General features: G+C 52.8%; 23 protein-coding genes and 5 tRNA genes. 3 read left to right on the forward strand and 25 right to left on the reverse strand.

What is annotated here, in order from left to right:
- Positions 1-170: 170 nt before the first annotated feature.
- The 4 genes from K0H79_RS15660 to K0H79_RS15675 form a co-directional block, all read right to left on the reverse strand.
- Positions 171-1082: an alpha/beta hydrolase gene (locus K0H79_RS15660; protein ID WP_220076438.1), complete on the reverse strand. Its 912-nt coding sequence runs from the start codon at positions 1080-1082 to the stop codon at positions 171-173.
- A 60-nt stretch (positions 1083-1142) separates the two neighbouring features.
- Positions 1143-2285 (reverse strand): HDOD domain-containing protein, encoded by a 1143-nt coding sequence (locus K0H79_RS15665; protein ID WP_220065628.1) that lies wholly within the window; start codon positions 2283-2285, stop codon positions 1143-1145.
- A 163-nt stretch (positions 2286-2448) separates the two neighbouring features.
- Positions 2449-4923 (reverse strand): prolyl oligopeptidase family serine peptidase, encoded by a 2475-nt coding sequence (locus tag K0H79_RS15670; protein WP_220076439.1) that lies wholly within the window; start codon positions 4921-4923, stop codon positions 2449-2451.
- 133 nt (positions 4924-5056) lie between these two features.
- Positions 5057-5632 (reverse strand): aminodeoxychorismate/anthranilate synthase component II, encoded by a 576-nt coding sequence (locus K0H79_RS15675; protein ID WP_220076440.1) that lies wholly within the window; start codon positions 5630-5632, stop codon positions 5057-5059.
- 107 nt (positions 5633-5739) lie between these two features.
- Between K0H79_RS15675 and K0H79_RS19360 the strand changes: the two genes are divergently transcribed.
- Entirely contained in the window at positions 5740-6897 is a 1158-nt protein-coding gene (locus K0H79_RS19360; RefSeq protein WP_220076441.1) for a GGDEF domain-containing protein, read from the forward strand.
- A 45-nt stretch (positions 6898-6942) separates the two neighbouring features.
- Here K0H79_RS19360 and K0H79_RS15685 read toward each other — a convergent pair whose 3' ends face one another.
- The 14 genes from K0H79_RS15685 to K0H79_RS15750 form a co-directional block, all read right to left on the reverse strand.
- Positions 6943-7401 carry a ClpXP protease specificity-enhancing factor gene (locus K0H79_RS15685; protein ID WP_220076442.1) on the reverse strand — a complete coding sequence of 153 codons (459 nt, stop codon included), beginning with the start codon at positions 7399-7401 and terminating at the stop codon, positions 6943-6945.
- Positions 7401-8030, reverse strand: a complete 630-nt coding sequence (sspA, locus tag K0H79_RS15690; RefSeq protein ID WP_011761125.1) for a stringent starvation protein SspA — start codon at positions 8028-8030, stop codon at positions 7401-7403. The genes K0H79_RS15685 and sspA overlap by 1 nt, the downstream gene beginning before the upstream one ends.
- Positions 8031-8124: 94 nt before the next feature.
- Positions 8125-8823, reverse strand: coding sequence for a cytochrome c1 (locus K0H79_RS15695; protein WP_220076443.1), 699 nt, complete (start codon positions 8821-8823; stop codon positions 8125-8127).
- Positions 8823-10037, reverse strand: a complete 1215-nt coding sequence (locus K0H79_RS15700; RefSeq protein ID WP_220076444.1) for a cytochrome bc complex cytochrome b subunit — start codon at positions 10035-10037, stop codon at positions 8823-8825. The genes K0H79_RS15695 and K0H79_RS15700 overlap by 1 nt, the downstream gene beginning before the upstream one ends.
- Positions 10037-10627 carry a ubiquinol-cytochrome c reductase iron-sulfur subunit gene (gene petA / locus K0H79_RS15705; protein ID WP_011761128.1) on the reverse strand — a complete coding sequence of 197 codons (591 nt, stop codon included), beginning with the start codon at positions 10625-10627 and terminating at the stop codon, positions 10037-10039. The genes K0H79_RS15700 and petA overlap by 1 nt, the downstream gene beginning before the upstream one ends.
- Before the next feature lie 326 nt (positions 10628-10953).
- Positions 10954-11880, reverse strand: coding sequence for a protease modulator HflC (gene hflC, locus K0H79_RS15710; protein ID WP_220065633.1), 927 nt, complete (start codon positions 11878-11880; stop codon positions 10954-10956).
- A gap of 3 nt (positions 11881-11883) precedes the next feature.
- Positions 11884-13017 (reverse strand): FtsH protease activity modulator HflK, encoded by a 1134-nt coding sequence (hflK, locus tag K0H79_RS15715; RefSeq protein ID WP_220065634.1) that lies wholly within the window; start codon positions 13015-13017, stop codon positions 11884-11886.
- Positions 13018-13048: 31 nt separating this feature from the next.
- Positions 13049-14356, reverse strand: a complete 1308-nt coding sequence (gene hflX, locus K0H79_RS15720; RefSeq protein ID WP_220065635.1) for a ribosome rescue GTPase HflX — start codon at positions 14354-14356, stop codon at positions 13049-13051.
- Between the two features lie 32 nt (positions 14357-14388).
- On the reverse strand, positions 14389-14661 hold the full coding sequence (hfq, locus tag K0H79_RS15725; protein WP_203324937.1) for an RNA chaperone Hfq: 273 nt from the start codon (positions 14659-14661) through the stop codon (positions 14389-14391).
- Positions 14662-14744: 83 nt separating this feature from the next.
- Positions 14745-15683 carry a tRNA (adenosine(37)-N6)-dimethylallyltransferase MiaA gene (gene miaA, locus K0H79_RS15730; RefSeq protein WP_220076445.1) on the reverse strand — a complete coding sequence of 313 codons (939 nt, stop codon included), beginning with the start codon at positions 15681-15683 and terminating at the stop codon, positions 14745-14747.
- On the reverse strand, positions 15667-17628 hold the full coding sequence (gene mutL, locus K0H79_RS15735) for a DNA mismatch repair endonuclease MutL (RefSeq protein WP_220076446.1): 1962 nt from the start codon (positions 17626-17628) through the stop codon (positions 15667-15669). The genes miaA and mutL overlap by 17 nt, the downstream gene beginning before the upstream one ends.
- Before the next feature lie 14 nt (positions 17629-17642).
- Positions 17643-18950, reverse strand: a complete 1308-nt coding sequence (locus tag K0H79_RS15740) for an N-acetylmuramoyl-L-alanine amidase (RefSeq protein ID WP_220076447.1) — start codon at positions 18948-18950, stop codon at positions 17643-17645.
- On the reverse strand, positions 18947-19408 hold the full coding sequence (gene tsaE / locus K0H79_RS15745; protein WP_220076448.1) for a tRNA (adenosine(37)-N6)-threonylcarbamoyltransferase complex ATPase subunit type 1 TsaE: 462 nt from the start codon (positions 19406-19408) through the stop codon (positions 18947-18949). The genes K0H79_RS15740 and tsaE overlap by 4 nt, the downstream gene beginning before the upstream one ends.
- Before the next feature lie 66 nt (positions 19409-19474).
- Positions 19475-20965, reverse strand: a complete 1491-nt coding sequence (locus K0H79_RS15750; protein WP_220076449.1) for an NAD(P)H-hydrate dehydratase — start codon at positions 20963-20965, stop codon at positions 19475-19477.
- 126 nt (positions 20966-21091) lie between these two features.
- Here K0H79_RS15750 and K0H79_RS15755 point away from each other — a divergent pair, with 126 nt between their 5' ends.
- The gene (locus K0H79_RS15755; RefSeq protein ID WP_157608355.1) at positions 21092-21280 is read left to right on the forward strand and encodes a hypothetical protein; all 189 of its coding nucleotides are present in this window, start codon (positions 21092-21094) and stop codon (positions 21278-21280) included.
- 134 nt (positions 21281-21414) lie between these two features.
- On the opposite strand, the gene K0H79_RS15760 is transcribed toward K0H79_RS15755, so the two are convergent.
- The 7 genes from K0H79_RS15760 to orn form a co-directional block, all read right to left on the reverse strand.
- Complete coding sequence (locus K0H79_RS15760; RefSeq protein ID WP_011761138.1) at positions 21415-21870, reverse strand: hypothetical protein; 456 nt, start codon at positions 21868-21870, stop codon at positions 21415-21417.
- A gap of 279 nt (positions 21871-22149) precedes the next feature.
- Positions 22150-22225 (reverse strand) — tRNA-Gly (locus tag K0H79_RS15765).
- 33 nt (positions 22226-22258) lie between these two features.
- A tRNA-Gly gene (locus K0H79_RS15770) sits at positions 22259-22334 on the reverse strand.
- A 33-nt stretch (positions 22335-22367) separates the two neighbouring features.
- A tRNA-Gly gene (locus K0H79_RS15775) sits at positions 22368-22443 on the reverse strand.
- 33 nt (positions 22444-22476) lie between these two features.
- A tRNA-Gly gene (locus K0H79_RS15780) sits at positions 22477-22552 on the reverse strand.
- 104 nt (positions 22553-22656) lie between these two features.
- A tRNA-Gly gene (locus tag K0H79_RS15785) sits at positions 22657-22732 on the reverse strand.
- A gap of 249 nt (positions 22733-22981) precedes the next feature.
- Positions 22982-23527, reverse strand: a complete 546-nt coding sequence (gene orn, locus K0H79_RS15790) for an oligoribonuclease (RefSeq protein WP_011761139.1) — start codon at positions 23525-23527, stop codon at positions 22982-22984.
- 110 nt (positions 23528-23637) lie between these two features.
- On the opposite strand from orn, the gene rsgA reads away from it, so the two are divergent.
- Positions 23638-24693 carry a small ribosomal subunit biogenesis GTPase RsgA gene (gene rsgA / locus K0H79_RS15795; protein ID WP_220076450.1) on the forward strand — a complete coding sequence of 352 codons (1056 nt, stop codon included), beginning with the start codon at positions 23638-23640 and terminating at the stop codon, positions 24691-24693.
- Position 24694: the final 1 nt, after the last annotated feature.

The following is a 24694-nucleotide window of genomic DNA, read 5'->3' on the forward strand; positions in this document are numbered from 1 at the left end:
TTTCACAATCAGTTGCCGCAAAACGGCGCCCTAAGCTGCATAAAGATTTGCACATTGAAATTAGAAAAGCGCTATATGCGGGGGATAATGGCATATTTAGTCAGAAAAAATCTTATTTACCGGCAAATTTTCAGACAATGCATAGAATATTGAATAAATAGATATATTATTCACATCAGACGACGCCGGATAAATTCGAGGATGAGTTCCCTCGCTTCCCTGGCTTCGGGCAGCATTTCAAACAGCGGAAACACATGGGGCATGTGCGCCAGAAAATGATGTTCCACTTGGGTTCCCGCTTCCTGCAGCTTTTGTGCAAGGCGCTGTGAATCCTCCAAAAGGAGCTCCCGTGTGCCCGCAAGCAGCAGCATGGGCGGCAGGCCACGCACATCACCGTGCAATGGACTTGCACGGACATCCATGGGGTTAGCCCCCTGAAGATAGGCTCCCCTGAGCCTGAGCAGGGAATCGATGCTGAAGAAGGGATCGTCTGCACTGAGCAGCCGCTCACTGTCACCTGTGATCCCAAGATCCAGCGCGGGGCTCAGCAGCACCGCACATTCGGGTAATCTGAGCCCCATGTCTTTGGCTTGCAGCAACAGGGCCATGGCGAGATTGCCACCGGCACTGTCACCCATCACCACAAAGGGGCCTGACCAAAGCGACAGAAACTGCTGATACCCTTCCAGCACATCATCCAGGGGCGCTGGAAACGGGTGCTCTGGTGCCAGCCGATAATCAGGGACATAGGCATCGGCATCCAGCTCACGACACAGGTCTGCGATGAAGCGGCCATGGGCATTGGGGGTTTTAAAGCAAAATCCCCCTCCACGCACATAAAAGATGGCGAGCCGGGGGCTTTGTGCCGCAACGGATTCCAGGTGATTATGGATTAAGGTGCTGTGGGAGAGCGGCAGATTGTCACTGATAAGCCCTTTGGGCCAGCTCAGATAGCGGCTGTCCAGCGCCAGCAGACGACCGCGGATATCGGCCAGTGACAAACGTGTGCCTCTGGCGTGCATTCCGGGTTTGGCGATGTAAGAAAGCACACTGTTAAGCACCTTTGCCTGCCAACTGGCCATACTGAGCTCCTGCTTGTACTGCTTTGCCGGATGTTCGGTTAACGCCCCGGGTAACGCGCTTCAGAAGAGTTCCATTCTGCGATAATTTTGCGCCTTCAAACGAAGTATTTCCTGCTCACTGAGGCCATAGTAACGGTACATTTCCCGGGCCTCCTGGGGTTCGAGCAGGTTGCTCTCTTCCAGCGTCATCACCCTGACGAAACACGTGGCCTTGGCCAGAATTTGGGCATCCATGGGCATATCGGTGACCGTGAGAGATTCATCCAACGCCTTGAGGTTCAACGTCAGGGCATGGTCGGCAAAGTTCAACCGGGCGGGAATTTCCCAGGCAAGTTTGCTGGAATGAGCCAGCACTTCTTCCAGAACCTTTTCTGCGGGAAACTCGGTGGCCATGACCGCATCGTAGAGTTCCTTATCACGGCTGGCACTGGCCTCCCTGAGCCAATTTCCCCAATTTTTTTCATAGATGGCCGACGCAGTCCCCAGCACCATGGTAATACCAAACTGTTCGAGGAAGGCGCTGATAAATGCCAGGGTTTCATTGGATTCGTGCAGTTTGGCCAGGGCTTTGGCGGCAGTGGCGCAGGCCAGCGCATATTGCCATAGCTTACGGTTGGGCCACAGCAAACAGGAATGGCCCGAGGGCAACCAGTTGCGCATGCTGTAATAAGGCACCAACTGGCGCAGGTTTTCCACCCCGATAAAGTTGAGTACCAGCTTGATATCGGTCACCCTGATATCGGCGCGCTGGGGATGACGCTGACGAAAGGCGGTGCTGTTGACCACATTGGTCAAATCACGGGATAACCAGCCGATACCGCTCATCAGAAGCCGAATGCGGCCAAGCTCCGGGTTGTCTTTGCAGAGTTGTTCAAACAGCGCCAGCTGGGTCTCGGTCAGGGTAGAACGCTGCAGCAACCTGTCCATATCGCCGAGTGTCAGCTTTATTTCATCCATGATGGTATCGGTCAGCTGTTTGGATACGGCTTCGAACACTTCACGGGCCTTTTGCTGCCGCTCAATGCGCTCAAAGACAGCGGCACGCTCGATATCCAGCTTGAAGGCCACGGATTCGAGTTCCCGATCCAATTCATCCTGTATTCTGGGCATTTTTTGCTTACCGACAATCAACTGCCGGTATAAACGCCGCTCCAATGCCAGAATACTGCCGGGCTTAACTCCGCCCGTTGCGCCAATTGCCACCTCTGTAGACTCCCGCTGGTGTGTAAAGCCGATTTCACCTGTCATTTTTAGCATAAATCGGCCAAGGAGAGAGACTGATATTTTGCCAACTTACTGACAGGCGACCAATTTTCAATAAAAAAACAGGGCCCGCAGGCCCTGAGTTTAACGACCGTTTGGCCGGTTACTTAAGCTCGGCTTCAAACAGCTTATAAATGCGTCGGTATTCATCGAGCCAACTGGACGGCTCACGGAAACCATGGGGCTCCACCGGATAGATGGCGGTTTCAAACATGGGCTTTTCAAGCTCAATCAAACGCTGCACCAGGCGTACACTGTCCTGGAAGAACACGTTGTCATCCAGCACACCGCTCATGATAAGCAGCGGCTTGTTCAGTCCCTCGGCATGATAGATGGGTGAGCTGCGTTCAAAGGCAATGGGGTCCACATCCGGCGTATTCAGGATGTTGGAGGTATAAGGCGCATTATAGTGTGCCCAGTCGGTTACCGGACGCAGCGCCGCCCCGGCCTGGAAGAGTTCCGGCTCGCGGAACAGCGCCATAAAGGTGAGGAAGCCACCATAGGAGCCGCCGTAAGTACCCACACGTTTGCTGTCTACATGGGCATTTTTCACCATCCAGGCCACGCCGTCTTTGAGGTCTTGCACCTCAGGGTGTCCCATCTGACGGTAGATGGCAGTACGCCAGTCACGGCCATAACCTTTGGAGCCCCGGTAGTCCATGTCCATCACCACATAGCCTTGCTGGGCCAACAGGTTGTGGAACATAAACTCACGGAAATAGCCGGAGAAACCGAAATGCGCGTTTTGCAGATATCCGGCACCATGGTTAAAAATCACCGCCGGATACTTTTCGGCCTTGGCAGCATCGTAACCTTCTGGCAGATACACCCTGGCATAGACTACCCCGGCACCATGATTGGACGGCACGGCCACCACATTGGGCGCTTGCCAGGCGTAATTGGCAAAGGCCTCTGAGGTGTAATGGGTCAAGCGCTTGAGTTCGCCACCAATCTCCTGCACATAGAGCTCTTCAGGCTGAATACGGCTGGAGGCGGTCAGCAGCAAGCGTTTGCCATCCGGGCTCAGGCTATAATCCAGTGTGCCTTCCCAATGGGTCAATTGCTCGTCTTTGCCATCGGCCAGAGCGACGCGGTACACATTGTAAACGCCGGGATGATCTTTATTGGCCTTGTAATAGAGATGCTTACCATCGGGGCTTAAGGTGACATCACTGACCACGAATTTGCCCGATGTGAGTGCACTTGCAGCTTTGCCCGGTGCCTTGATGTACAGCTGGGAATAGCCGGTCTCTTCAGACACGAAGAAGAAGCGCCCATCTTCGAGCCAACCAAACTGGTTGTAGTCGTAGTTCACCCAGGCGTCATCATGGAGACGATGCTCAGTAGTGAGTTTGCCGGAGTCCAGGTTGACCGATGCTATCCAGCGGTCTTTATTGTCCACCGCCTCAAGCATGACCAGCAGCTTGCCATCATCACTCCACTGGATGGCACTCTGGCTCCAGCCCCAATCCTGCATCAGTTGTACTTTGCGGGGCGCTTTCTCGCTTTGATAAGTTTCGCCCCGGGCTTTGGCATTGTCAGCCTTCACCGCGGCAAGCACATCCTCATCAAAGCCCTGCAGACCTTCGATGCTGATGTCGTGTTTCTGCTTGTCTTTCAGGTCAATCAATACCAAACGCTGACCCGGTGGATTGTCTTCCGCTACCCGTGCACGGGCTGGTACTGCGTCCACATAGCCTTCCTTACCCAGATAGTTGGGCATGATGTCGTGCTCGCTGCGCCCCTGATAGCTCTTGTCCTGAAGGCTGACCAGCACATAGCGACCATCTGCTGACAGAGACAGCTCGACGACCACTTCACTCTCTCCCAAATACCAGGGCTCAGCCGTCATGGTGGTATCCGCATCCGCCAGCGCCTTTTTATAGTCTTCACGGGCTTTGGCTTTGTCGTGTTGGGCGGCCACATACTGGATGAGTTTTGCCTGCTCTTTAGCCAGATAGGCCTCGGGGGCCTTAACGCCCTTGGGTGCCTGGCTCATACGAATATCGGCCAGCTGCTCGACCATGCCGTTGGCATGCAAACGGAATACCGCATTCCCCTGCCAAAAGGCCAGGTCGCCATTATCTAGGAAACGCACGCCGTCAACTGCAGTGTTGGTACGGGTCATCTGTGCGACTTCACCGGTGGACAGGTCTTTAACGAAGAGGTTGCCCTGATAGATGTATGCCTTGCGCTTTTTGGCCTTATCCAGCACGCCACTGCGCTGGGAGACTTGATGTAACTCGCCCAAAGACAACTCGCGGGCTTCACCATCCAGCGCCTGAACATAGTAGGACTTGAGCGCGGATGCACTTGGCTGGCGCTCAAACAGCACGCTGCTGGCGTCATCGCTCCAGTAAGGGTTGCGGGCAAATATCCCCATCCAGTCAGGGTTGGCCATTATCTGCTTCATGGTCAATGGCTGGGCAGCAACAGGTGGGGTTACCAGTTCTGCTTGCGACACTGGCGTCTGATTGGCAGCTACAGGGGTGGATACGGCATTTTCGGTTGCAGCGCAGCCGGACAGGATAGCCAGTGCCAACGCACTGACGGCAAAGTGACGGTAAACCGGGTTCATTGTCCTTCCTATTAGTTTTACGGCCGGGGGCCTTTTTGGAATGGCGCCAGTTATACCATATTTACGCCGGGCACACCGACGCCGTCACAAAAGGTAAAACAGAAAACTTGTAACAGAAAATCAAGAGACGCCGTCAGGCTGGGATTTGAAGAAAATTGCCAAGCAATTCGAGCCCTTGCTCAGTAAGGATGGATTCGGGATGGAACTGCACCCCATAAAGCCGCAACGAGTTATGGCTGATGGCCATGATTTCACGGCCATGGACAGGATCGTCATACCAGGCATCCATCACAAAGCCTTCCGGCACAGACTCCACCAATAGCGAATGATAACGGGTGACCCTCAGCGGGTTATTGAGACCACGAAACAGACGCTGATTGTTATGGCTGATGTCGCTGGTTTTGCCATGCATAACCCGCCCGGCTCGGATCACTTTGGCGCCAAATACCTGAGCCATCGCCTGATGCCCCAGGCACACACCCAGAATAGGCAACTTACCGGCAAAGTGGGTGATGGCGTCGAGGGAAATACCCGCATCATCCGGGGTACAGGGACCGGGCGAAATCACCAGATAGTCAGGTGCCAGCGCGGCAATTTCTGCAAGCGTGATATCGTCATGGCGACGGACAACCACCTCTTCCCCGAGCTGCTGAAAATACTGCACCAGGTTAAAGGTAAAAGAGTCGTAGTTGTCTATCATGAGCAACATGCTTTTATTCGTCCGCGTGTTGGAGTCCAAACAGAATAGGCCGCGAATCCTAGCACAGAGCAGCCTGCGGATCATCCAATGCCCGGAACTATGTCTATGCTTAGCGGATGACTATCAAACCTTCGTCAGTAAGTTTTATGGCTTTTTTGGGGAAACAACTACTCGGCTACGCCAAGACGGGTATAGAGCATTGCCACGGAAAAACACAGGAACGCCGGCTCATTCAAACAAATATCAGTGTGTTGATTGCCGTCATCACCATACTGGTGTTTAACCTTGCCTTTTTACTGCTTGGCAATCCGGGATTGATTTATTCAGGCCTGGCACAACTGCCATTTTTACTCTTGTTGCCGCTGGTACTTTGGTTCAACCACAAGGGGCAAAGACACGAGGCTACACTGACCCTGTTTGTATTGGTGATGCTGGATGCGTTCAGCGCACTGATGCTCGCCCAAGGGGTGACACTTGGACTTCATTACTATTTTTTGATGTTTGCAGTGTTACCTGCATCCTATCTGGACGCCAAACAGTGGCCGACCACCTTGCTGCTATTTTTAAGTAACATTCTGTTGTTTGGTTATTTTGAAGTGTATGGCTGGCAAGCTCACCCCAGCATTGCCGAAGTGCCGACATTTATTATCACACTGCTCAGAATTATGATGGTGGGTTCATGCGCAACCACAGTATTGGTAGTTATCCTGATAAGTGAATACTACGCCGCACAAAATGAACAGGAACTGCAATATCTTGCAGATACTGACTCCTTGACTGGGCTGCCGAACAGACGGGCGTTTATGCTAAGACTGGAGCGCACCATTAAAGACAGTCGCCCCTTTTGCCTGCTGATTATCGATGTTGACCATTTCAAGCAGATTAATGACACCACAGGGCACCAGACTGGCGACACCGCACTGCAATTTTTGGCGAGCCTGCTAACCGCGTACATTCAGGGGGAAGACTTTGCCGGACGGATTGGCGGTGAAGAGTTTGCTCTGGTGCAGTTTTGCGCCTCGCCACTTGAGCATCTTGCCCGTGCCGAAAGCCTGCGAAAAACCATTGCCACAGCACATCCAGATCTGGGCTTTGGAGCCGTTCATTTAACGGTTTCCATCGGCGTGTGCATGGCAACACCGCCGGTATCACTTATCACGCTGATGACCATGGCAGATAATGCGCTCTATGAGGCCAAACGCAACGGCCGTAACTGCGTGCAGGTGGCAACCGCCCAATCTGGAACCGTGCCGCCATGGCAGGCAGTTAAATGATTGGTATGCCAGAACGAAAAAACCAGCCGATGGCTGGTTTTTGTATTATTTGACCACGGTTAAATGGCCACGGCGCTTGGGGCCAGGGTCATCCGGCCCATCGGGCTCTTCTGTAGTCAAGGCCTCTTCAGGCTCTGACTCAACCACAGACAGCAGCTCGTCTTCACCTTCATCGAGCAGATAAGCATCTTCGGCATCAAATACGGTACCTGCTCCGTTTTCACGGGCATAAATAGCCACAATTGAGGCCATGGGTAGTACCACCTGGTGGGGCACACCGCCAAAACGCGCATTAAACTCGACAGCATCATTGCCCAGTTGCAAGTGCCCCACTGCCGACTCGGCAATGTTCAGCACAATCTGGCCGTCGCGCACATACTGCTGGGGCACCTGAGTGCCTTTGACATAGGCGTCTACTACCACATGGGGCGTAAGCTGGTTGTCCATTAACCAGTCATAGTACGCCCGCAGCAAATAGGGACGGCTTGGAGTCAAAGGTTTCATTACATACCCATGCGCATTTCGCGCTCGGCTTCGGTCAGTGACGCCTTGAATGATTCGCGATCGAAGATGCGGGTCATGTAAGCCTTGATATCCTTGGCCACGCCTGTGTCCAGATGAATACCCAGCGCAGGCAAACGCCACAGCAAGGGGCCGAGGTAGCAATCGGCCAGGCCGAATTCTTCACTCATAAAGTAAGGCATCTCACCAAACAGAGGTGAAATGGCAATCAGGCCTTCACGCAGCTCTTTACGGGCGGCATCGGCACGGTCACCTTTCTTGATGCGATCAACCAGCACGTACCAGTCGGTATCGATACGGTGCATCATCAAACGGCTTTGGCCACGGGAGACCGGATAAACCGGCATCAGCGGTGGGTGTGGGAAACGCTCATCCAGGTATTCCATGATGATGCGTGACTCGTACAACACCAGCTCGCGATCCACCAGCGTCGGCACAGAGTTATAAGGATTCAGCTCGAGCAAATCCTCTGGCATGTCGTTGGGATCGACCTGTAAAACATCAACGGTGACGCCTTTTTCAGCCAGTACAATACGCACCTGATGGCTGTAGAGATCGTCGGCGCCAGAAAACAGAGTCATGATAGAGCGTTTGTTGGCAGCAAGAGCCATTGATACCCTCCAGAATCGAAACAAATAAAATAAACGAGGGGCTGACGCCCCCCGTTTCAATACGCGGATAGAGTATTTTACCCGTTATTGGCTATCAGTGTACATCCTTCCAGTATTCTTTCTTCAGGAAGTAGGCCACAACAAAGAAGATAAACAGGAAGGCGAGCACCCAAACACCCAGAGCCTGACGCTCCAGCTTGATGGGTTCTGCGGAGTAAACCAGGAAACCTGTGATGTCACGGGCCACCTGATCGTACTCTTCAGCACTCAACTTACCGCCGGTGGCAACCAGACTGCCGTCTGCCTGCTTAACCGCGATACCCTGCAAACCTTCCAACACGTGAGGCATACCCACAGAAGGGAACACAGTGTTGTTCACGCCGAATGGACGGCTTGGGTCTTTGTAGAAACCCTTGAGGTAAGAGTAAACCCAGTCTTCACCACGTACACGGGCGGCCAGCGTCAGATCCGGTGGCGCAGCACCGAACCACTTGGCAGCTTCTTTCTCAGGAATGGCGTTTTCCATCAGTTCACCAACTTTGGCACCGGTGAACACGAACTTGGTGCGCATATCGTCGATAGATACGCCCAGATCGTTGGCAACACGCTCATAGCGCTGATACTGAGTGCTGTGACAGCCAGAGCAGTAGTGCTGGAACAAGTCCAGACCACGTACCAGAGACTCTTTATCGTTCAGATCGATATTGGCCTTTTCCAGGTGCACGTTGTGGCCGCCAGCGGCGAAGCCAAGAGTAGGCACCAGAGCAACCAAAGCAATGAGTAACTTTTTCATTATTTAGTCAACCTCGCTGGAACTGGCTTGGTCTTCTCATTCTTGCTGTACACCCACAGGGCTACGAAGAAGCCAAAATAGGTGATGGTGAACACTTGAGCAGCAATGGTCAGTGCTGGTGAAGCAGGCACGGCACCGAGGTAACCCAGTACGATGAAAGACACAGAGAACTGAGCAATGTTCAGCTTGTGAGTCATGCTGCGATAGCGAACTGACTTCACTTTACAACGATCCAGCCATGGCAGCAGGAAGAGTACGGCAATGGACAGACCCATCATGATCACACCACCCAGCTTGTGCGGAACCGCACGCAGGATTGCGTAGAAGGGAGTGAAGTACCATACAGGTGCAATGTGCTCAGGGGTCTTCATTGGGTTAGCGGCTTCGAAGTTAGGCTTCTCGAGGAAGTAACCACCACCTTCTGGCATGAAGAACAACACGTAGCAGAACACAATCAGGAAGCCTGCCACACCCATGATGTCTTTCACGGTGTAGTAAGGGTGGAAAGGAATACCGTCAACGGGCCAGCCGTTTTCGTCCTTGTTCTTCTTGATTTCGATACCGTCAGGGTTGTTTGAACCCACTTCGTGCAGGGCAATCAGGTGCAGGAACACCAGAACAACCAGCACCAGCGGCAGTGCAATCACGTGCAGGGCGAAGAAGCGGTTCAGGGTCGCGCCTGATACCACATAGTCACCACGGATCCACAGAGTCAGGTCATCACCAATAACAGGGATGGCACCGAACAGAGAGATAATTACCTGCGCACCCCAGTATGACATCTGGCCCCATGGCAGCAGATAGCCCATGAAGGCTTCGGCCATCAGCACGAGGAAGATCAGCATACCGAACAGCCACAGCAGTTCACGTGGCTTCTGGTATGAACCGTAGATAAGACCACGGAACATGTGCAGATAAACCACCACGAAGAAGGCGGAAGCCCCAGTGGAGTGCATATAACGCAGCAGCCAGCCATATTCCACATCACGCATGATGTATTCGATGGAGGCGAAGGCGCCTTCTGCTGTAGGTACGTAGTTCATGGTCAGCCAGATACCAGTGAGGATCTGGTTTACCAGCACGAGCAGTGCCAGCGAACCGAAGAAGTACCAGAAGTTAAAGTTTTTTGGGGTCGCGTACTGACCAACATGGCGATTATAGGTCGCCGTCATTGGGATACGGGCATCGATCCAATCGATAATGTTCTTAACCATTATGCAGTCTCCCCGTCGACACCGATGATCACATTCGCATCGTCAAGATACTGATGTGGAGGGATCACCAGGTTCAGTGGTGCTGGAACACCCTGGAATACGCGGCCGGCCATGTCAAACTTGGAGCCGTGGCAAGGACAGAAGAAGCCAGAGCTCACGCCTTCAACCTGCTCGCCAAATGAATCTGGCAGATAGGTAGGAGAACAGCCCAGGTGAGTACAGATACCAACAGCGATAAAGTACTCTGGCTTGATAGAACGTACGCCGTTTTGGGCATACACGGGTTGCTGTAGTTCATCAGACGCAGGATCACGCAGTTGACCATCGAGCTCGGGAAGCTGCTTAAGCACTTCCTCGGTGCGGCGTACAACCCAAACGGGCTTGCCGCGCCACTCTACACGGATCAACTGGCCTGGTTCCAGCTTGCTGATATTAACTTCTACCGGCGCACCTGCAGCTTTCGCCTTGGCGCTCGGATTCCATGACTTGATAAAAGGAACCGCTACAGCGACGGCACCAGCACCGCCAACTACAGCGGTTGCGGCTGTCAGGAATCTGCGACGTCCGGAATCGACTGGCGCATTGCTCATCCACATATCTCCCAGCGGGGGTTGGAATTTTTTGTTTTTCAAGAAGTTGCTTTGAGATAGGCCATCCCGAAGCAAAATCAAAGTTTGAGGCGGGGCTCATTATAGCCAAAAAGTGGAGGCGGATCATAGTCAAAAGACACAACTAAGTTGGGGAGATAATGTTTTTTTGATTTGAACCGGGCTTACTGAAACATAATGCCTCGCTGAACAGGAAGTTTATCCGAACAAAATTGCAGCTATTGGCCAATTAACCTTGGCTTTCACAAAGCAAAATTTATAAAAAAAGCCCAACTATCAGAGTTGGGCTTTTTTGGCACTGATGATGATTATTTTGGTTTGGATTCTTTCATATAGCGGAAGAATTCACTGTCCGGTTCCAGCACCATCATGTTGCCACTGCCGGAGAAGCTTGCCTTGTAGGCATCGAGACTTCTCAGGAAGGCATAGAACTCAGGATCCTTCTTGTATGCGTCGGCATAAATCTTGGCCGCTACCGCATCACCATCACCGCGGATCACCTGGGCATTACGCTGGGCGTTGGAGAGGCGAACCACCACGTTGGCGTCAGCAGTTGCACGAATCTTTTCGGCTTCTTCACGACCCTTGGCGCGATGTTCTTTGGCCACAGCCTGACGCTCAGCACGCATACGTTGGAAGATGGAAGAACTCACGTTGGTTGGCAGATTAATCTGCTTCACCCGTACGTCGACCACTTCAATCCCCAGGTCTTCGGCGCTCTTGCGGACATTTTCCAGCGCGTTGCGTTGCAGCTCGTCACGACCGGAGTTTTCCTTGTCGATGGCTTCGCCGGCACGTACGCCAGACACAATTTCCTTAATGGTGCGCTGACCGAACTCGGTACGCAGGTCGCTGTTTACTTTGCGTTGCAGCAGCGCCTCAGCGTTGGACTTGATACCACCGTTGGTAGACAGGTAGTACTTTTCGAAGTCCTGGATGCGCCACTTCACGTAAGAATCCACCATCAGGTCTTTCTTCTCGGAAGTCACGAAACGGTCTGCAGCCCCATCCAGGGTTTGCACCCGGGCATCGAGGTTACGCACTGTATCGATAAAGGGCATCTTGAAGTGCAGACCAGGTTCGAACACCTTGGTACGCTCGGTGCCGTCAACGTTCTCTTTTACGATGGCGTTGAAGCGCGACACGATGGCACGTTCACCCTCGTTGACCACCATGAGAGACGAGCTCATCACAGCAATCACCACCACCAGGATAATCAATATTAAACGACTCATAACTTACTCCCTCCCCTGGCGAACACGATCTTCACGGGAAGGACGGCCGCTTACCGGCAGTCCGGTACTGCGCTGTAAGGCGCCGGTATCCAGATGCGTGGTTGACGTGATGCCACTGTCCTCTGACGTGGGTACGACTGCAGAAGGCGTGATCATCTTATCCAAAGGCAGATACAGAAGGTTACCGTTGTTCTTGGCATCGATAAGCACCTTGTTGTTGCCTGACAGCACTTCTTCCATCGCCTCGATGTACATACGCTGGCGAGTCACTTCAGGCGCCGCCTTGTATTCGGGCAGCAGCTTTTCAAAGCGCGCAACCGCACCCTGTGCCTGCTGAACCACCTGCTCTTTGTAGGCGCGGGCATCTTCGGCAATACGCTGTTCCTGACCACGGGCACGGGGCTCAACTTCACGCTGATAAGCTTCGGCTTCACGGATAAAGCGCTGCTCATCTTCCTGTGCGGCAATGGCATCATCGAAGGCGTCTTTCACTTCTTCCGGCGGACGGGCCGGCAGGAAGTTCACGTCCATGATGGTCAGACCCAGCTTGTATGACTCAATAATGCGCTCAAGCTCGGCCCAGGTATCGGTACGGATTTTGTCACGGCCAGTGGTGAGAATGTCATCCATCTTAGAGTGGCCAACCACATAGCGCAGGGCGCTGTCGGTGGCTTCACGCAAAGAGGAATTGGCATCCACGGCACTGAACATGTACTGGTATGCGTCAGTCACCTTGTACTGCACAGCCAGCTCGACCAGCACCACGTTCTCATCGGAAGTGAGAATGCTGCCTGAAGCAGGAATAGTGCGACGGGCTTCCACATCGACCGGATACACTTCATCGATAAAAGTGGCTTTCCAGCGCAGACCGGGGCCAACTTCACCTATGTACTCACCAAAGCGCAGATGTACACCGCGCTCTGCGGTTTTGATGGTGTAAAAACCGGAGAGAAACCATACAGCAGCACCAAGCGCGAGAATTAACCCAAGGCCACCAAAGCCCAGGCCATTGCCCTTGCCGCCAAAACGTTTGGAAATATTGCGAAAGACTTCGTCCAGATCCGGCGGCCCTTTATCGTTGCCGCCTTTGTTTCCCCAAGGGTCCTGCCCCTTGTTACCGGGCTCGTTCCAAGCCATTTAATACTCCATAAGTGGATGATATTAATAGTTAACAAACTACCCTATCAGTCGCTGTATCGACAATAAAGGTTTCCAACTCACCTTGACTCTGTTTAGCAAGCCTGCGCCAATCGGCATCAGGCAAACGAACAGACAAGATACAGTTCCCCAGATCGTCATACTCTTTCTGCTGTATCGCATCCAGTCGATAAAACTGGCCAAGATAATGCCCGGCGGTTGCCGGGATTTTCAGGGTTAACTCGGCAATGACATTGCCAACCAACTCCTGAACCGCCTGCCTGAGCAAATCCAAGCCTTGGTTTTGCTGGGCAGACAACCAGACCCGGAAAGGCTTTCCGGTATCATCCCGATCGATGGCGGGTTTAACGCCTTCAACCAGGTCAATCTTGTTGCACACGATGAGTTGAGGTATCTCATCGGCTTCAATTTCCTTCAGTACCGCCTGCACTTGCTCTATATTGTCGCGCATCTTTTCATCAGCACAATCAATAACATGTAACAAAAGATCCGCCTCGCGGGTCTCTTGCAGTGTGGCCTTGAAGGCGGCAACCAGGTCATGTGGAAGGTGGCGGATGAATCCTACTGTGTCTGCGAGAATCGCGGCACCGTCAGGCAACTCGAGTTTTCGCAGCGTGGGATCCAGAGTCGCAAACAGCTGATCGGCGGCATACACCTCAGCGCTGGTCAACGTATTGAACAGGGTGGACTTTCCTGCGTTGGTATAACCAACCAGAGAAACCGCTGCCATGTCGCTGCGTTGCCTTGCCCTGCGGCTTTGCTCCCGCTGTTTGTCTACCTTCTCCAGACGGCGGTTAATGTTTTTGATCCGTCCCCGCAGCAAGCGGCGGTCGGTTTCCAACTGAGTTTCACCCGGGCCACGCAGACCAATGCCGCCCTTCTGGCGCTCAAGGTGAGTCCAGCCCCGCACGAGGCGCGTTGACATGTGGCGCAATTGCGCTAGCTCCACCTGCAACTTACCTTCGTGGGTCCGGGCACGTTGCGCGAAAATATCCAGGATCAGGGTTGTCCTGTCGAGCACCCGACAACGACAAAGATGCTCCAGATTTCGCTCCTGAGCCGGACTCAGGGCATGGTTAAAGATCACTACATTTGCATCGGTCGCGGCCACCATGGCAGCCAGCTCTTCAGCCTTGCCTGTACCGACAAAAAACTTGCGGTCAGGCGCGCGACGGCTTCCTGTAATTACACCAACGGAGCGTGCACCCGCCGATTCCACCAATAACTGCAATTCGGCGAGATCTTCCCGACTGCCTTCGTCGGTAAAATCGATATGGACAAGAACCGCTGTTTCTCCCGCCTCATAACGATCAAACAAGAAGCAAACCTCTCAAAAATAGACGTCCGTAATTACTGCTCGCCGGCACTGTCGTCTTGTTGGGCATTGTAGTTGCTGCCACCCTGATGACTGCCCACGTTGAATGGACGGGATGGAACAACGGTAGAAATGGCGTGCTTGTAAACCATCTGGCTTACAGTGTTTTTCAGCAGGATCACGAACTGGTCGAAAGACTCAACCTGTCCCTGAAGCTTGATGCCGTTAACCAAATAAATAGAAACGGGAACACGCTCACGGCGCAGTGCGTTCAAAAATGGGTCTTGTAAAGATTGCCCCTTAGCCATTTGTTATTTCCTTTTTAAATTATAAAAGTCCAATGCAAACGTTTTCTGTTTGAATTGAGTAGTATACAGCAAAAGCAGATTCACTACCGGGATTGCTGCACAAGTTTGTCTAAATTCCCTTCGTCGCCGCTGGCCAACCAGTGTAACTCAGGCCATCCCCGCAACCATGTTAATTGACGCTTTGCCAATTGCCTAGTGGCGGCCACAGCTTTTTCGACCATGGTAGCATGGTCAAATTCACCATCCAGATACTGCCATGCCTGCCGGTAACCTACGCAGCGCATCGAGGGCAGTTCAAGGTGCAGATCCCCGCGAGCTTTAAGGGTTTCCACTTCACCGATAAAGCCTTCGGCGAGCATCTGCTGAAATCGCTTTGCGATAAGACCGTGCAGCACGGCTCTGTCTAGCGGTGCAATGGCAAACTGCACCATTTGATAAGGCAAAGACTCAGCTTTAATTTTAGTCAGCTCTGTCAGTGTCTTGCCACTTATTCGGTATACCTCAATGGCCCGCGATAGACGCTGGGGATCATTGGGATGAATACGCTCAGCGGACACGGGATCTATCTGCCGCAATTCATCATGGAGCGCCTGCCATCCCCGCGCCTCAACCTCGGCAGCAATTTGAGCCCTAACGGCGTCATCTGCACTGGGCAACGGTGATAAACCATCGAGCAAGGTCTTGAAATACATCATGGTCCCGCCAACAAGCAGCGGGGTTTTACCACGGGATAGCGTCTCTTCTATTTCTCTGACAGCATCGGCCCTAAAGTCTGCCGCCGAGTAACTTTCGAGCGGGTCAAGGATATCTATCAGCTTGTGGGGCGCCCTCGCCAGCTCCTGGGCTGTGGGTTTGGCGGTCCCTATATCCATGCCACGATAAATCAGCGCCGAGTCGACCGAAATAATCTCACAGTTGTGATGTTCAGCCATATCCAGCGCCAGCGCTGTCTTGCCTGAGGCTGTAGGCCCCATTAAAAACAGCACCCTGGGCAGGGAAGTCGTGTCAGTGTTTGTGTTCATCCAGCCATGTCTGCCAGGGCAAATCACTGGCACTCTCTAAAATCTTATTACGAACAGTCGCTTCAAGGGACTGAATACGCTGCCACACCTTGGGGGCCGCATCAAAACCTGTCACCTGCTGAGCCAACCAGTGACACAGGGCTTCGTCGGCCGGCACCTCTAACTTTATCCATTCCAGAAACTCAGGGATAAGCTTGGCCAGCTGACTGTCCCTCAGATATGGGGGCACTTTTTTGATTATCAACTGCTGATAGCGAATTGTCAGTTCAAGACCAAGACGCCGAAGCAGCGACTCCCGTTCGGCCAATATCATGGTCCAATCCCCATCGGCGGAAACGGCCACCGGCATCAGCAGCGGCTGCCCCACCAACCCCGTTGGCAGCTTGGATAATAGTTCCTGCACGACAAGCGCTTTGGCCGCATCTACGATGGACAACAAACGAAGACGCTCATCCTGTGCCAACACCCAGTAGCGGCCCGCAAGCAAGGGCGGCATGGGGAGAACAGCCTGAGCACCGCCGCTGGGGCTTGCCACCTCAGGAGTGTGCAGCAGCTCGGCATAATACTGGGCTGCCTGACGCTGTTGCCCGGATAATTGGTCGCGGACATAACGCTGTCCCTGCCCTGCGCCCGAATAGCCACTCCCATGGCGGTCTGTAGTTTCAACCCCGGCAGTGTTTCCCGGCCGCCCGTATCCGGATTGTGGCACGCCATGGGACGATGAACCTTGAATAAGGCCAGCATCAATGCCACTAGGCTGCCGAGATGTAGCCATGTCGGATTGGCGGTGGCCGAGTTGAGTATCCGGCAAACGACTGTGGACATTTGCAGCTTCATGCCCAGAGCCACTGTCAAAGGTATGTGGTGCGTATCCTGCCGTTTGTTCTCTAACCGACGCCGGGGACGCGGGGGCCGCCTGAGCCCCTGGCAGCTCCTCAGCCAGGGGCAAGTCCTGCATCTGGCTTAATGCCGACTGCAGCACCTGCAAAATAAAATCATGCACATATCGGGCTTGGTGAAAACGCACCTCATGTTTTGCCGGGTGCACGTTCACATCGACCTGATGGGGATCCAGCGTCAAACTCAGCACGAACGCAGGTTGTTCGAAGGTACCCAGTTCACCAAAGGCCTGGCGCACCGCATGATTGACCAATCGGTCGCGGATGAGGCGGCCATTCACATAAAAGTAATGACAATCCACCAGTTCAGACAGCGCAGGTGACTGCAAATAACCGCTCAGCTGCATACCATCGTGCTGACAGTCGACCTTAATGGCGCTGTCGGCAAAAGCCCTGCCCGCCACCTGAGCAAGTCGCTGCAGGTACTGAGCATCAGTCGCCGCGCCGCGGTACTGACGCACAGGCTTACCATTGTGGCTCAGGGAGAAATGCACATCAGAACGTATCAGAGCGATGCGCTTAAGCCATTCATCAATATGGGTGAATTCGGTTTTATCACTCTTGAGAAATCGCCGCCTGGCCGGGGTGTTAAAGAAGAGATCGGCCACCTCAATGGTGGTGCCTACAGGGTGCGCCGCAGGCATCACCCGGATAGCCACCTCTGAGCCCTCTGCATAGGCCTGCCAGGCCTCAGATTGCTCGGCGGTACGCGATGTCAGGGTCAGTCGTGACACTGAACTGATACTCGCCAACGCCTCACCGCGAAAGCCAAAACTCAGAATCGCTTCGAGATCTTCGAGGGTTTGCACCTTGGATGTCGCATGGCGCGCCAGTGCCAACGCCAACTCCGCCTTCGGAATACCGCCACCATTGTCGCGAATACGGATAAGCTTGCTGCCGCCCTTATCGATATCAATATCAATCCGGGTGGCACCCGCATCCAAACTGTTTTCCACCAGCTCTTTAATCACCGAGGCTGGGCGCTCTACCACCTCGCCAGCCGCAATCTGGTTTGCCAACTGAGGTGGCAATACCTGAATTGCCATGGGGTATTCCTTGTTTATCCTTTGGGGATCACCAGCTTCTGGCCCACACGCAGGGTGTCGGACTTAAGGTTATTCGCCTGTTTGAGACTGGTGACAGAAATGCCATATTGGGCCGCAATCACGGATAAAGACTCGCCGCGACTGACCTTGTGCTGGCTGTTGGCACGGCTGGCAATAAGCGAGTCACTGGGAGGATTGGTCTCAAAATACCTCAGCACCCCCGTGTGGATCGCCTTGGCCAGGCGCTCCTGGTGTGAACTGCTCTTGAGCAGGCTCTCCTCCTTGGGATTGGAGATAAAGCCGGTTTCCACCAGGATAGAAGGAATGTCTGGAGACTTCAGTGCTGCCAAACTGGCTGATTCAGGCAGGTTCTTATGCAGGTCTGTCACCTTGCCCAGCTCTTTGAGCACATCACCGGCGATGCTGTGGCTGATTGCCATGGATCTGTCCATGGACATATCAAGCAAGGTCATGGCCAGATACTGCTCGTTATCGGCATTCTGAATAATTTCGCCGGCACCACCCAAAAGCTCTGAGTGTTTTTCTTTTTGCTCAAGCCAGCGACCAATTTCACTGTTGGCACGGCGCATAGACAGCACCCACACTGACGCACCGCGAGGATTGGGCGAGGTGAAAGCGTCGGCGTGAATAGACACCAGCAGATCGGCGCGGTGTTTTCGTGCCAGCTCCGAGCGCTTGTTCGGATGAATGTAGTAGTCACCGGTACGGGTCAATACCGCTTTCATCCCCGGGGTGGCATCTATCTTGGCCTGCACCCGTTTGGCAATTTCAAAGGCGATTTTTTTCTCATACAGACCTGATGGGCCAATTGACCCCGGGTCATCCCCGCCGTGTCCGGCATCGATGGCAACGATAATGTCACGCAGAGACGAAGGCGGCGCTACTATCGCTTTGCTTTCGCTTGCTTTTTCTTCAAGGTCTACCACAAGACGGTTGCCGTAGGGAGCCGTTGGCGGTAACGAAAATAGATTGGCATTCACCGGCCGGTTAAGGTCGATAACCAGTCGCAGAATACCTTTAGCCGGAGGTTTGCTCAGGCGTACCCGTTTCACCAACTTGGAATTGTTGGCGATTTTGTCGAACGCCACCCTGGACTGGGTATCACTCAGGTCCAACACCAGTCGGTCCGGGCCCACCAGAGTAGAATGGGTGTAACTGGGTTTGGCAGTGAGATCAAACACTACCCGGGTCGATTCCGGTGCAGCCCATATCCTGACACCGTCCAGCTGATTCGCAGCTAAGGCGCCAACGGAAAACAGCAGGGTTAAAACGAAAAAAAGTCTGCTTATTATTCTATTCATTCGCTGAGATTTTCTATCACTGCTCTTCCGGCTGCAGTACCAGCCTGGATACTGAGCTCTCGTCCAGTGCCCGCATATACCAAATGCAGGTGCAAATCGGCTTCAGGCAATAAACCGAATCCCCTGTCAGGCCACTCTACTATACAAAGGCTTTTGTCGGAAAAATAATCTCTGATCCCCATAAACTCCAGCTCTTCGGGGTCAGCGAGACGATAAAGGTCAAAATGATAAACTTCGACATTCGCAAGCTCGTAAGGTTCCACCAGGGTATAAGTTGGGCTTTTCACTGCGCCCTGGTGCCCCAGAGCCTGAATAATGCCGCGGCTGAGCGTCGTTTTACCCGCACCCAATTCACCGGTGAGGTAAAGCGTTAACGGGGGATGGATATGTTTTGCGAGTTTTTGACCGATGGCAATGGTTTGCTCGTCAGTCTCGAGAAAAATCTTAACGTCTGTCATCTCGGCTCTTGAATAGTCAGCAACAGCGCCAACACCCTTTGCTGGCACTGGCTATATCAATGTTGCCTAGATTAAATCACTATTGACCAATTGGCGAATAAAAGGCATCAGGTCACTGGCAAGCATGCCCCGCTCTCCGGCAAGTGCTGCGAGGTCCGCCGCTTCACCGTGGATCACAACACCGGCAATGGTTGCCGTCATGGTATCGAGCCCCTGAGCCATAAGGGCGGCGATTATACCAGATAAAACATCTCCGCACCCACCACTGGCAAGGCCCGGATTGCCAACGGGAGCCACCACCAGGGTATCGCCGTCATAGATAAGCGTACCTGCCCCTTTAAGCAAAACGACGCCTCCGAACCTCTCCTGCAATTGCCTGACGGCGGCAAATCTGTCGACTTCTATCTCGGCAGTGGACACCCCAAGCAGCCTTGCAGCCTCGCCGGGATGGGGCGTCAAAACACGATTGATCTGCCTGCAGGGCTCTTTCGATAACAGGTTCAGTGCATCGGCATCGAGCACGCAGGGTTTATCCGATAAGCCGACCGCCTTATACAGGTTATAACCCCAGTCATCCTTGCCAAGGCCGGGTCCAAGTACCAGTACATCCGCCCAGCCCAAACGCAGATACACCTCCATGTCCACCAGTTCACAGCCCCAGAACATCAGCTCTGGCCGGTTGGCATTCACTGTCAGTTGATGTTCCGGTCGGCTGATAACCGTCACCAGTCCCGCACCGGCACGAAGACAGGCCTCCCCGGCCAGCCTGACCGCACCTGCCATGCCATAGTTGCCACCCATGATGGTAACCTTGCCGGATTTCCCCTTGTGGCTGTCACGGGGACGACGTCCGAGCAGGTCCTTCAGATACCCTGCATCAACCCGCTGAGCCTCTGCCGGGAACTTGGCGAGAAAATCAGTAAGCCCCAGCGATGCATAGCGAATAAGCCCGGCAAAATGCCGTGCTCTGGAAGTAAAAAGCCCCTGCTTTAGCCCGCCAAAACACAGGGTGACATCGGCTTGAATCGCAACCGGGCTCACATTGCCGGTATCGGCATTCACACCGGAAGGCATATCCAGGCTCAGCACCCAGGCTGGTGAAGAGTTCACCGCGTTGAAACACTGCTGCAAGTCTTCACTGAGTTCGCCGCTGCTTCCGGTACCCAATACCCCATCAATGATGACTTCAGCACCTTCAAGGGCTGATTCAGTAAAAGCTTCTGTGATGCCACCAACCTCGACAAAAGCGGCCATGGCGGCGGCATATTCCTGGGTTTTGCCTTGTCCAAGCAGCAGCACCCGGGCGCGATTGCCCCTGGTCAGCAGCAATCTGGCGACCACCAGCGCATCGGCACCATTGTTACCCTTGCCCACCAAAACCACGGTGGCCAAATTGCAGTGCTCTGACGACTCCAAAATCTCCATGGCGGCGCTGCCGGCCTGCTCGACCAGTTCGTACAGGCTGCAAGCCCCCGAATTGACTGCATTGATTTCAGCAGCCTTCACCTGGGCGGCCGTATACAGTGTTTGAGGCAAGGACAGGCAAGAATCACTCATACCTTCAACTCCATTTCACATCGGATGCAATCAAATAACGGTGTCTACTGGCGGCCCGGCGGATGACTTTATACACTTATACAGTGAACACCCTTGCGGGTTTTAGTCACTTTTTGGAGTACAAGTATGACTGGCACAAGGACGATGCTGCTCACCTTGTTGATCCTGGTGCTTTCAGTACTCTTGATCAGCTTACCTTTGTCTTCCAACATCCTGATCCAGGCACTGCTGCTGTTGTGCGTGCTCCTGGTGGCGCTTGGGCTATACAAGGCCATTACTCTGCCTGTGCAGGATAAAGACAACGATAAAACCTAGAGACAGACCGCTTCACACGATAACAGCATGGCGGTGAAGAAAACTTTGACGTAAATCATGCAAAGTGATTGACCCTTCTGGCTTTACCCATAAAAAAACCGGCCACTGAGGCCGGTTTTTTTCATTGTTTGTGGCTAGATATCGTCCATCCGGATGGTACTGTGGACGAGTCTCTGCTGCTGAATCTTTTCTACTCTGACCAAATCGGCCAAGGCACTGCGAATTTCTTCGGTTTGCGATGTTTCAGCGGTTTTTTCCAGCAATGCAATCAGGCGGTTTTCCAAATCCAGGTGCAGACTCAGCACATCGTCTTCCTGCATATTGGCTGGTAACATAGTGCTCTGGCAGCGCTTGATAAAATCTTCAAAAATAAGGTCTTTATACCAAGTATCCAGAAGTCTTGATGGTGCATCGTCAACATAGTCTTCCAGTTTTTTTGCAATGTGCTTTTGTTGCTGCTGAAAGTACTCAAGCATCAATTTCACCCTGGAAGAGTCAGCTTGGGCATGCAGCCTTTTGTAAAGTTGAGCCATTTCCAGCCGGCATGTTGCCAGGTACTCCAGAAGCTCACGCAATTGTTGAATACGCATAGGACTGCCTCCATCTTCAATGACCCTGTTAAGGCCAATTTCAATTCTGTCTGGAGTCATTATGGAAGCATTTATCTATGGATTATTTGAATTGCATCATAATTCAGTAAATGCGAAATTCCGCATCTGCGGGCTTTTGATGGTTCTTTGCAGAAGATCACTCTATTAAGGCACTCTGTGCCTGCGCTCACAGCAAAGAGACAAAATGCCCATCCAAAACGCCGGGAATAATCCTGCATTTGAATTACATATTTATTGAGGGAGTATAAGGAAGGAAATTGGAGCGACATATCGGGTTCGAACCGATGACCTATACCTTGGCAAGGTATCGCTCTACCAACTGAGCTAATGTCGCATTCGCTGTTTTATGACTGGCGAAGTCAAAATTTGGAGCGACATATCGGGTTCGAACCGATGACCTATACCTTGGCAAGGTATCGCTCTACCAACTGAGCTAATGTCGCATTCGCTGTTTTATGACTGGCGAAGTCAAAATTTGGAGCGACATATCGGGTTCGAACCGATGACCTATACCTTGGCAAGGTATCGCTCTACCAACTGAGCTAATGTCGCATTCGCTGTTTTATGACTGGCGAAGTCAGAATTTGGAGCGACATATCGGGTTCGAACCGATGACCTATACCTTGGCAAGGTATCGCTCTACCAACTGAGCTAATGTCGCATTTTGCGTTCTCTGTCAGATAGCTGTAATCGAGGTATCGCCCTTTCTTACTGCAACTGAGCTAATGTCGCATTTTCGTTTTAAGGCCGAAACGCCTGAGAATTTGGAGCGACATATCGGGTTCGAACCGATGACCTATACCTTGGCAAGGTATCGCTCTACCAACTGAGCTAATGTCGCATTTTGCGTTCTCTGTCAGATAGCTGTAATCGAGGTATCGCCCTTTCTTACTGCAACTGACAACTGAGCTAATGTCGCATTTTGCGTTCTATGTCAGCCAACTGTAATCGAGGTATTGTCCTTTCTTACTGCAACTGAGCTAGAGTCGCGAACTCACCCTTCACAACGTACCACTGTAAAGGTGAGGCCGCATTATATGAAAATTTCCATGGCCTGCAACCCCCCGCCACAGATTTATCTATCGTTTGCTCAAATTTTAAATACTTTGTCGCGATAGAACTGCAGTTCGGCAATGGACTCTTGGATATCAAGCAGCGCCTGGTGGGTGCCTTGTTTCTTGAAGCCTTTCATCACTTCAGGATCCCAGCGTTTTACCAACTCTTTGATAGTGCTGACATCGATATTTCTGTAGTGGAAAAAATCTTCCAGTTCGCGCATGTACTTGTTCAGGAAACGTCTGTCCTGCCCTACGCTGTTGCCGCACATAGGTGAAACGCCCTTGGGGACGTGCAACGACAGGAAATCAATTGTCTGGGCAATGGCGTCAGCTTCTGTGTATTGGCTGCTTCGTACACGTTCTATCAGACCTGAGGCACCGTGGTGCTGCTGGTTCCAATCATCCATGGCTGCCAAAACCTCGTCAGACTGATGAATAGCTATCACAGGCCCCTGGGCCAGGATGTTCAGGTCCTGATCGGTTACCAGGGTGGCAATCTCCAGGATCCGGTCCACTTCGGGCTCCAATCCTGTCATCTCAAGATCAATCCAAATAAGATTTTTTGCGTCTGCAGCCATATACCTGCCTTTTGGTTCCCGCGCCGTATTTTCAGGCTTTTTTGTCAAAGACCGTGTATCATAATGCTTTTTATCCCCAACCACATCAGATTATTGACGAAGACAGCTTTGTGAGTAAAAAGAAACCTCTCAGTCATGGCCAATTGCGCCGTATGCGCGCCAATCATGAAAAGCGGCTCAGCCGCGGCAAACTCGAAAACCAGGCGCCTGAATTACAGGATAGTTCACTCGGTCAGGAAGAACCCGCCGTGGTCATTTCCCGCTTCGGTCAGCATGCCGATGTGGAGATCATTAGTGGTGAAATCATTCGCTGCAACATTCGCAGAACCATACAAAGCTTGGTCACCGGGGATAAGGTGATTATCCGTCAGGCTCTGGAAGATGGCAGCGCCATTGGTGGCGTGGTGGAAGCCGTACATCCCCGCACCTCGTCACTGACCCGGCCGGATCTGTATGACGGCGTAAAAATCATTGCCGCCAATATCGATCAGATCCTGATTGTCTCCTCCGTTGTACCGGCCTTTACTACCCAGATAATTGACCGATATTTGGTTGCCTCGGAAGACACGGGCATCTCCCCCGTTATCATCCTCAATAAAATCGACCTAATGAATGATGAGGACAGAGCCGATATCGAAGCTGCGCTCGGCAGATACCGCTCGCTCGGATACCCGGTGTACGAAGTCAGCAGTAAATCGAAAGCCGGTATCGACACGGTTAAAGCCCTGCTCAACGACAAAATCAGCGTCTTTGTCGGTCAGTCCGGTGTTGGTAAGTCTTCCATGATCAACGCCTTGCTTCCCGATGCAGAACTGCTGACCGGCGAAGTATCCGAAGGCTCGGGCCTTGGCCAACACACCACCACCACAGCCAGATTGTTGCACTTGCCAAGCGGTGGCGATCTGATAGATTCCCCCGGCGTACGGGAATTCGCCCTCTGGCATCTGCCGCCCGACAGGGTCAGCTGGTGCTTTACCGAATTTCGCGACTACCTCGGCACCTGTAAATTCCGTGATTGCAAGCATTTGGATGACCCGGGCTGCAGTCTTCGCGAAGCACTGGAAGCCGGCAAAATCCATCAGGACAGATTCAATAATTATCACAGGATCATCGCCAGTCTGGATGAACAGCGTCACGCCCGTCATTTCAGACACAACGAAGAATGAT

Source organism: Shewanella sp. FJAT-52076 (assembly GCF_019457455.1).
In the GTDB taxonomy this organism is placed as follows: domain Bacteria; phylum Pseudomonadota; class Gammaproteobacteria; order Enterobacterales; family Shewanellaceae; genus Shewanella; species Shewanella zhangzhouensis.

Bases quoted from the DNA above. Each gene is read 5' to 3' on its own strand.
- K0H79_RS15660 (WP_220076438.1), bottom strand. From the start codon at position 1,082: ATGGCCAGTTGGCAGGCAAAGGTGCTTAACAGTGTGCTTTCTTACATC.
- K0H79_RS15670 (WP_220076439.1), bottom strand. From the start codon at position 4,923: ATGAACCCGGTTTACCGTCACTTTGCCGTCAGTGCGTTGGCACTGGCT.
- K0H79_RS15675 (WP_220076440.1), bottom strand. From the start codon at position 5,632: ATGTTGCTCATGATAGACAACTACGACTCTTTTACCTTTAACCTGGTG.
- K0H79_RS19360 (WP_220076441.1), top strand. From the start codon at position 5,740: ATGACTATCAAACCTTCGTCAGTAAGTTTTATGGCTTTTTTGGGGAAA.
- K0H79_RS15685 (WP_220076442.1), bottom strand. From the start codon at position 7,401: ATGAAACCTTTGACTCCAAGCCGTCCCTATTTGCTGCGGGCGTACTAT.
- sspA (WP_011761125.1), bottom strand. From the start codon at position 8,030: ATGGCTCTTGCTGCCAACAAACGCTCTATCATGACTCTGTTTTCTGGC.
- K0H79_RS15695 (WP_220076443.1), bottom strand. From the start codon at position 8,823: ATGAAAAAGTTACTCATTGCTTTGGTTGCTCTGGTGCCTACTCTTGGC.
- K0H79_RS15700 (WP_220076444.1), bottom strand. From the start codon at position 10,037: ATGGTTAAGAACATTATCGATTGGATCGATGCCCGTATCCCAATGACG.
- petA (WP_011761128.1), bottom strand. From the start codon at position 10,627: ATGAGCAATGCGCCAGTCGATTCCGGACGTCGCAGATTCCTGACAGCC.
- hflC (WP_220065633.1), bottom strand. From the start codon at position 11,880: ATGAGTCGTTTAATATTGATTATCCTGGTGGTGGTGATTGCTGTGATG.
- hflK (WP_220065634.1), bottom strand. From the start codon at position 13,017: ATGGCTTGGAACGAGCCCGGTAACAAGGGGCAGGACCCTTGGGGAAAC.
- hfq (WP_203324937.1), bottom strand. From the start codon at position 14,661: ATGGCTAAGGGGCAATCTTTACAAGACCCATTTTTGAACGCACTGCGC.
- miaA (WP_220076445.1), bottom strand. From the start codon at position 15,683: ATGAACACAAACACTGACACGACTTCCCTGCCCAGGGTGCTGTTTTTA.
- mutL (WP_220076446.1), bottom strand. From the start codon at position 17,628: ATGGCAATTCAGGTATTGCCACCTCAGTTGGCAAACCAGATTGCGGCT.
- K0H79_RS15740 (WP_220076447.1), bottom strand. From the start codon at position 18,950: ATGAATAGAATAATAAGCAGACTTTTTTTCGTTTTAACCCTGCTGTTT.
- tsaE (WP_220076448.1), bottom strand. From the start codon at position 19,408: ATGACAGACGTTAAGATTTTTCTCGAGACTGACGAGCAAACCATTGCC.
- K0H79_RS15750 (WP_220076449.1), bottom strand. From the start codon at position 20,965: ATGAGTGATTCTTGCCTGTCCTTGCCTCAAACACTGTATACGGCCGCC.
- K0H79_RS15755 (WP_157608355.1), top strand. From the start codon at position 21,092: ATGACTGGCACAAGGACGATGCTGCTCACCTTGTTGATCCTGGTGCTT.
- K0H79_RS15760 (WP_011761138.1), bottom strand. From the start codon at position 21,870: ATGCGTATTCAACAATTGCGTGAGCTTCTGGAGTACCTGGCAACATGC.
- orn (WP_011761139.1), bottom strand. From the start codon at position 23,527: ATGGCTGCAGACGCAAAAAATCTTATTTGGATTGATCTTGAGATGACA.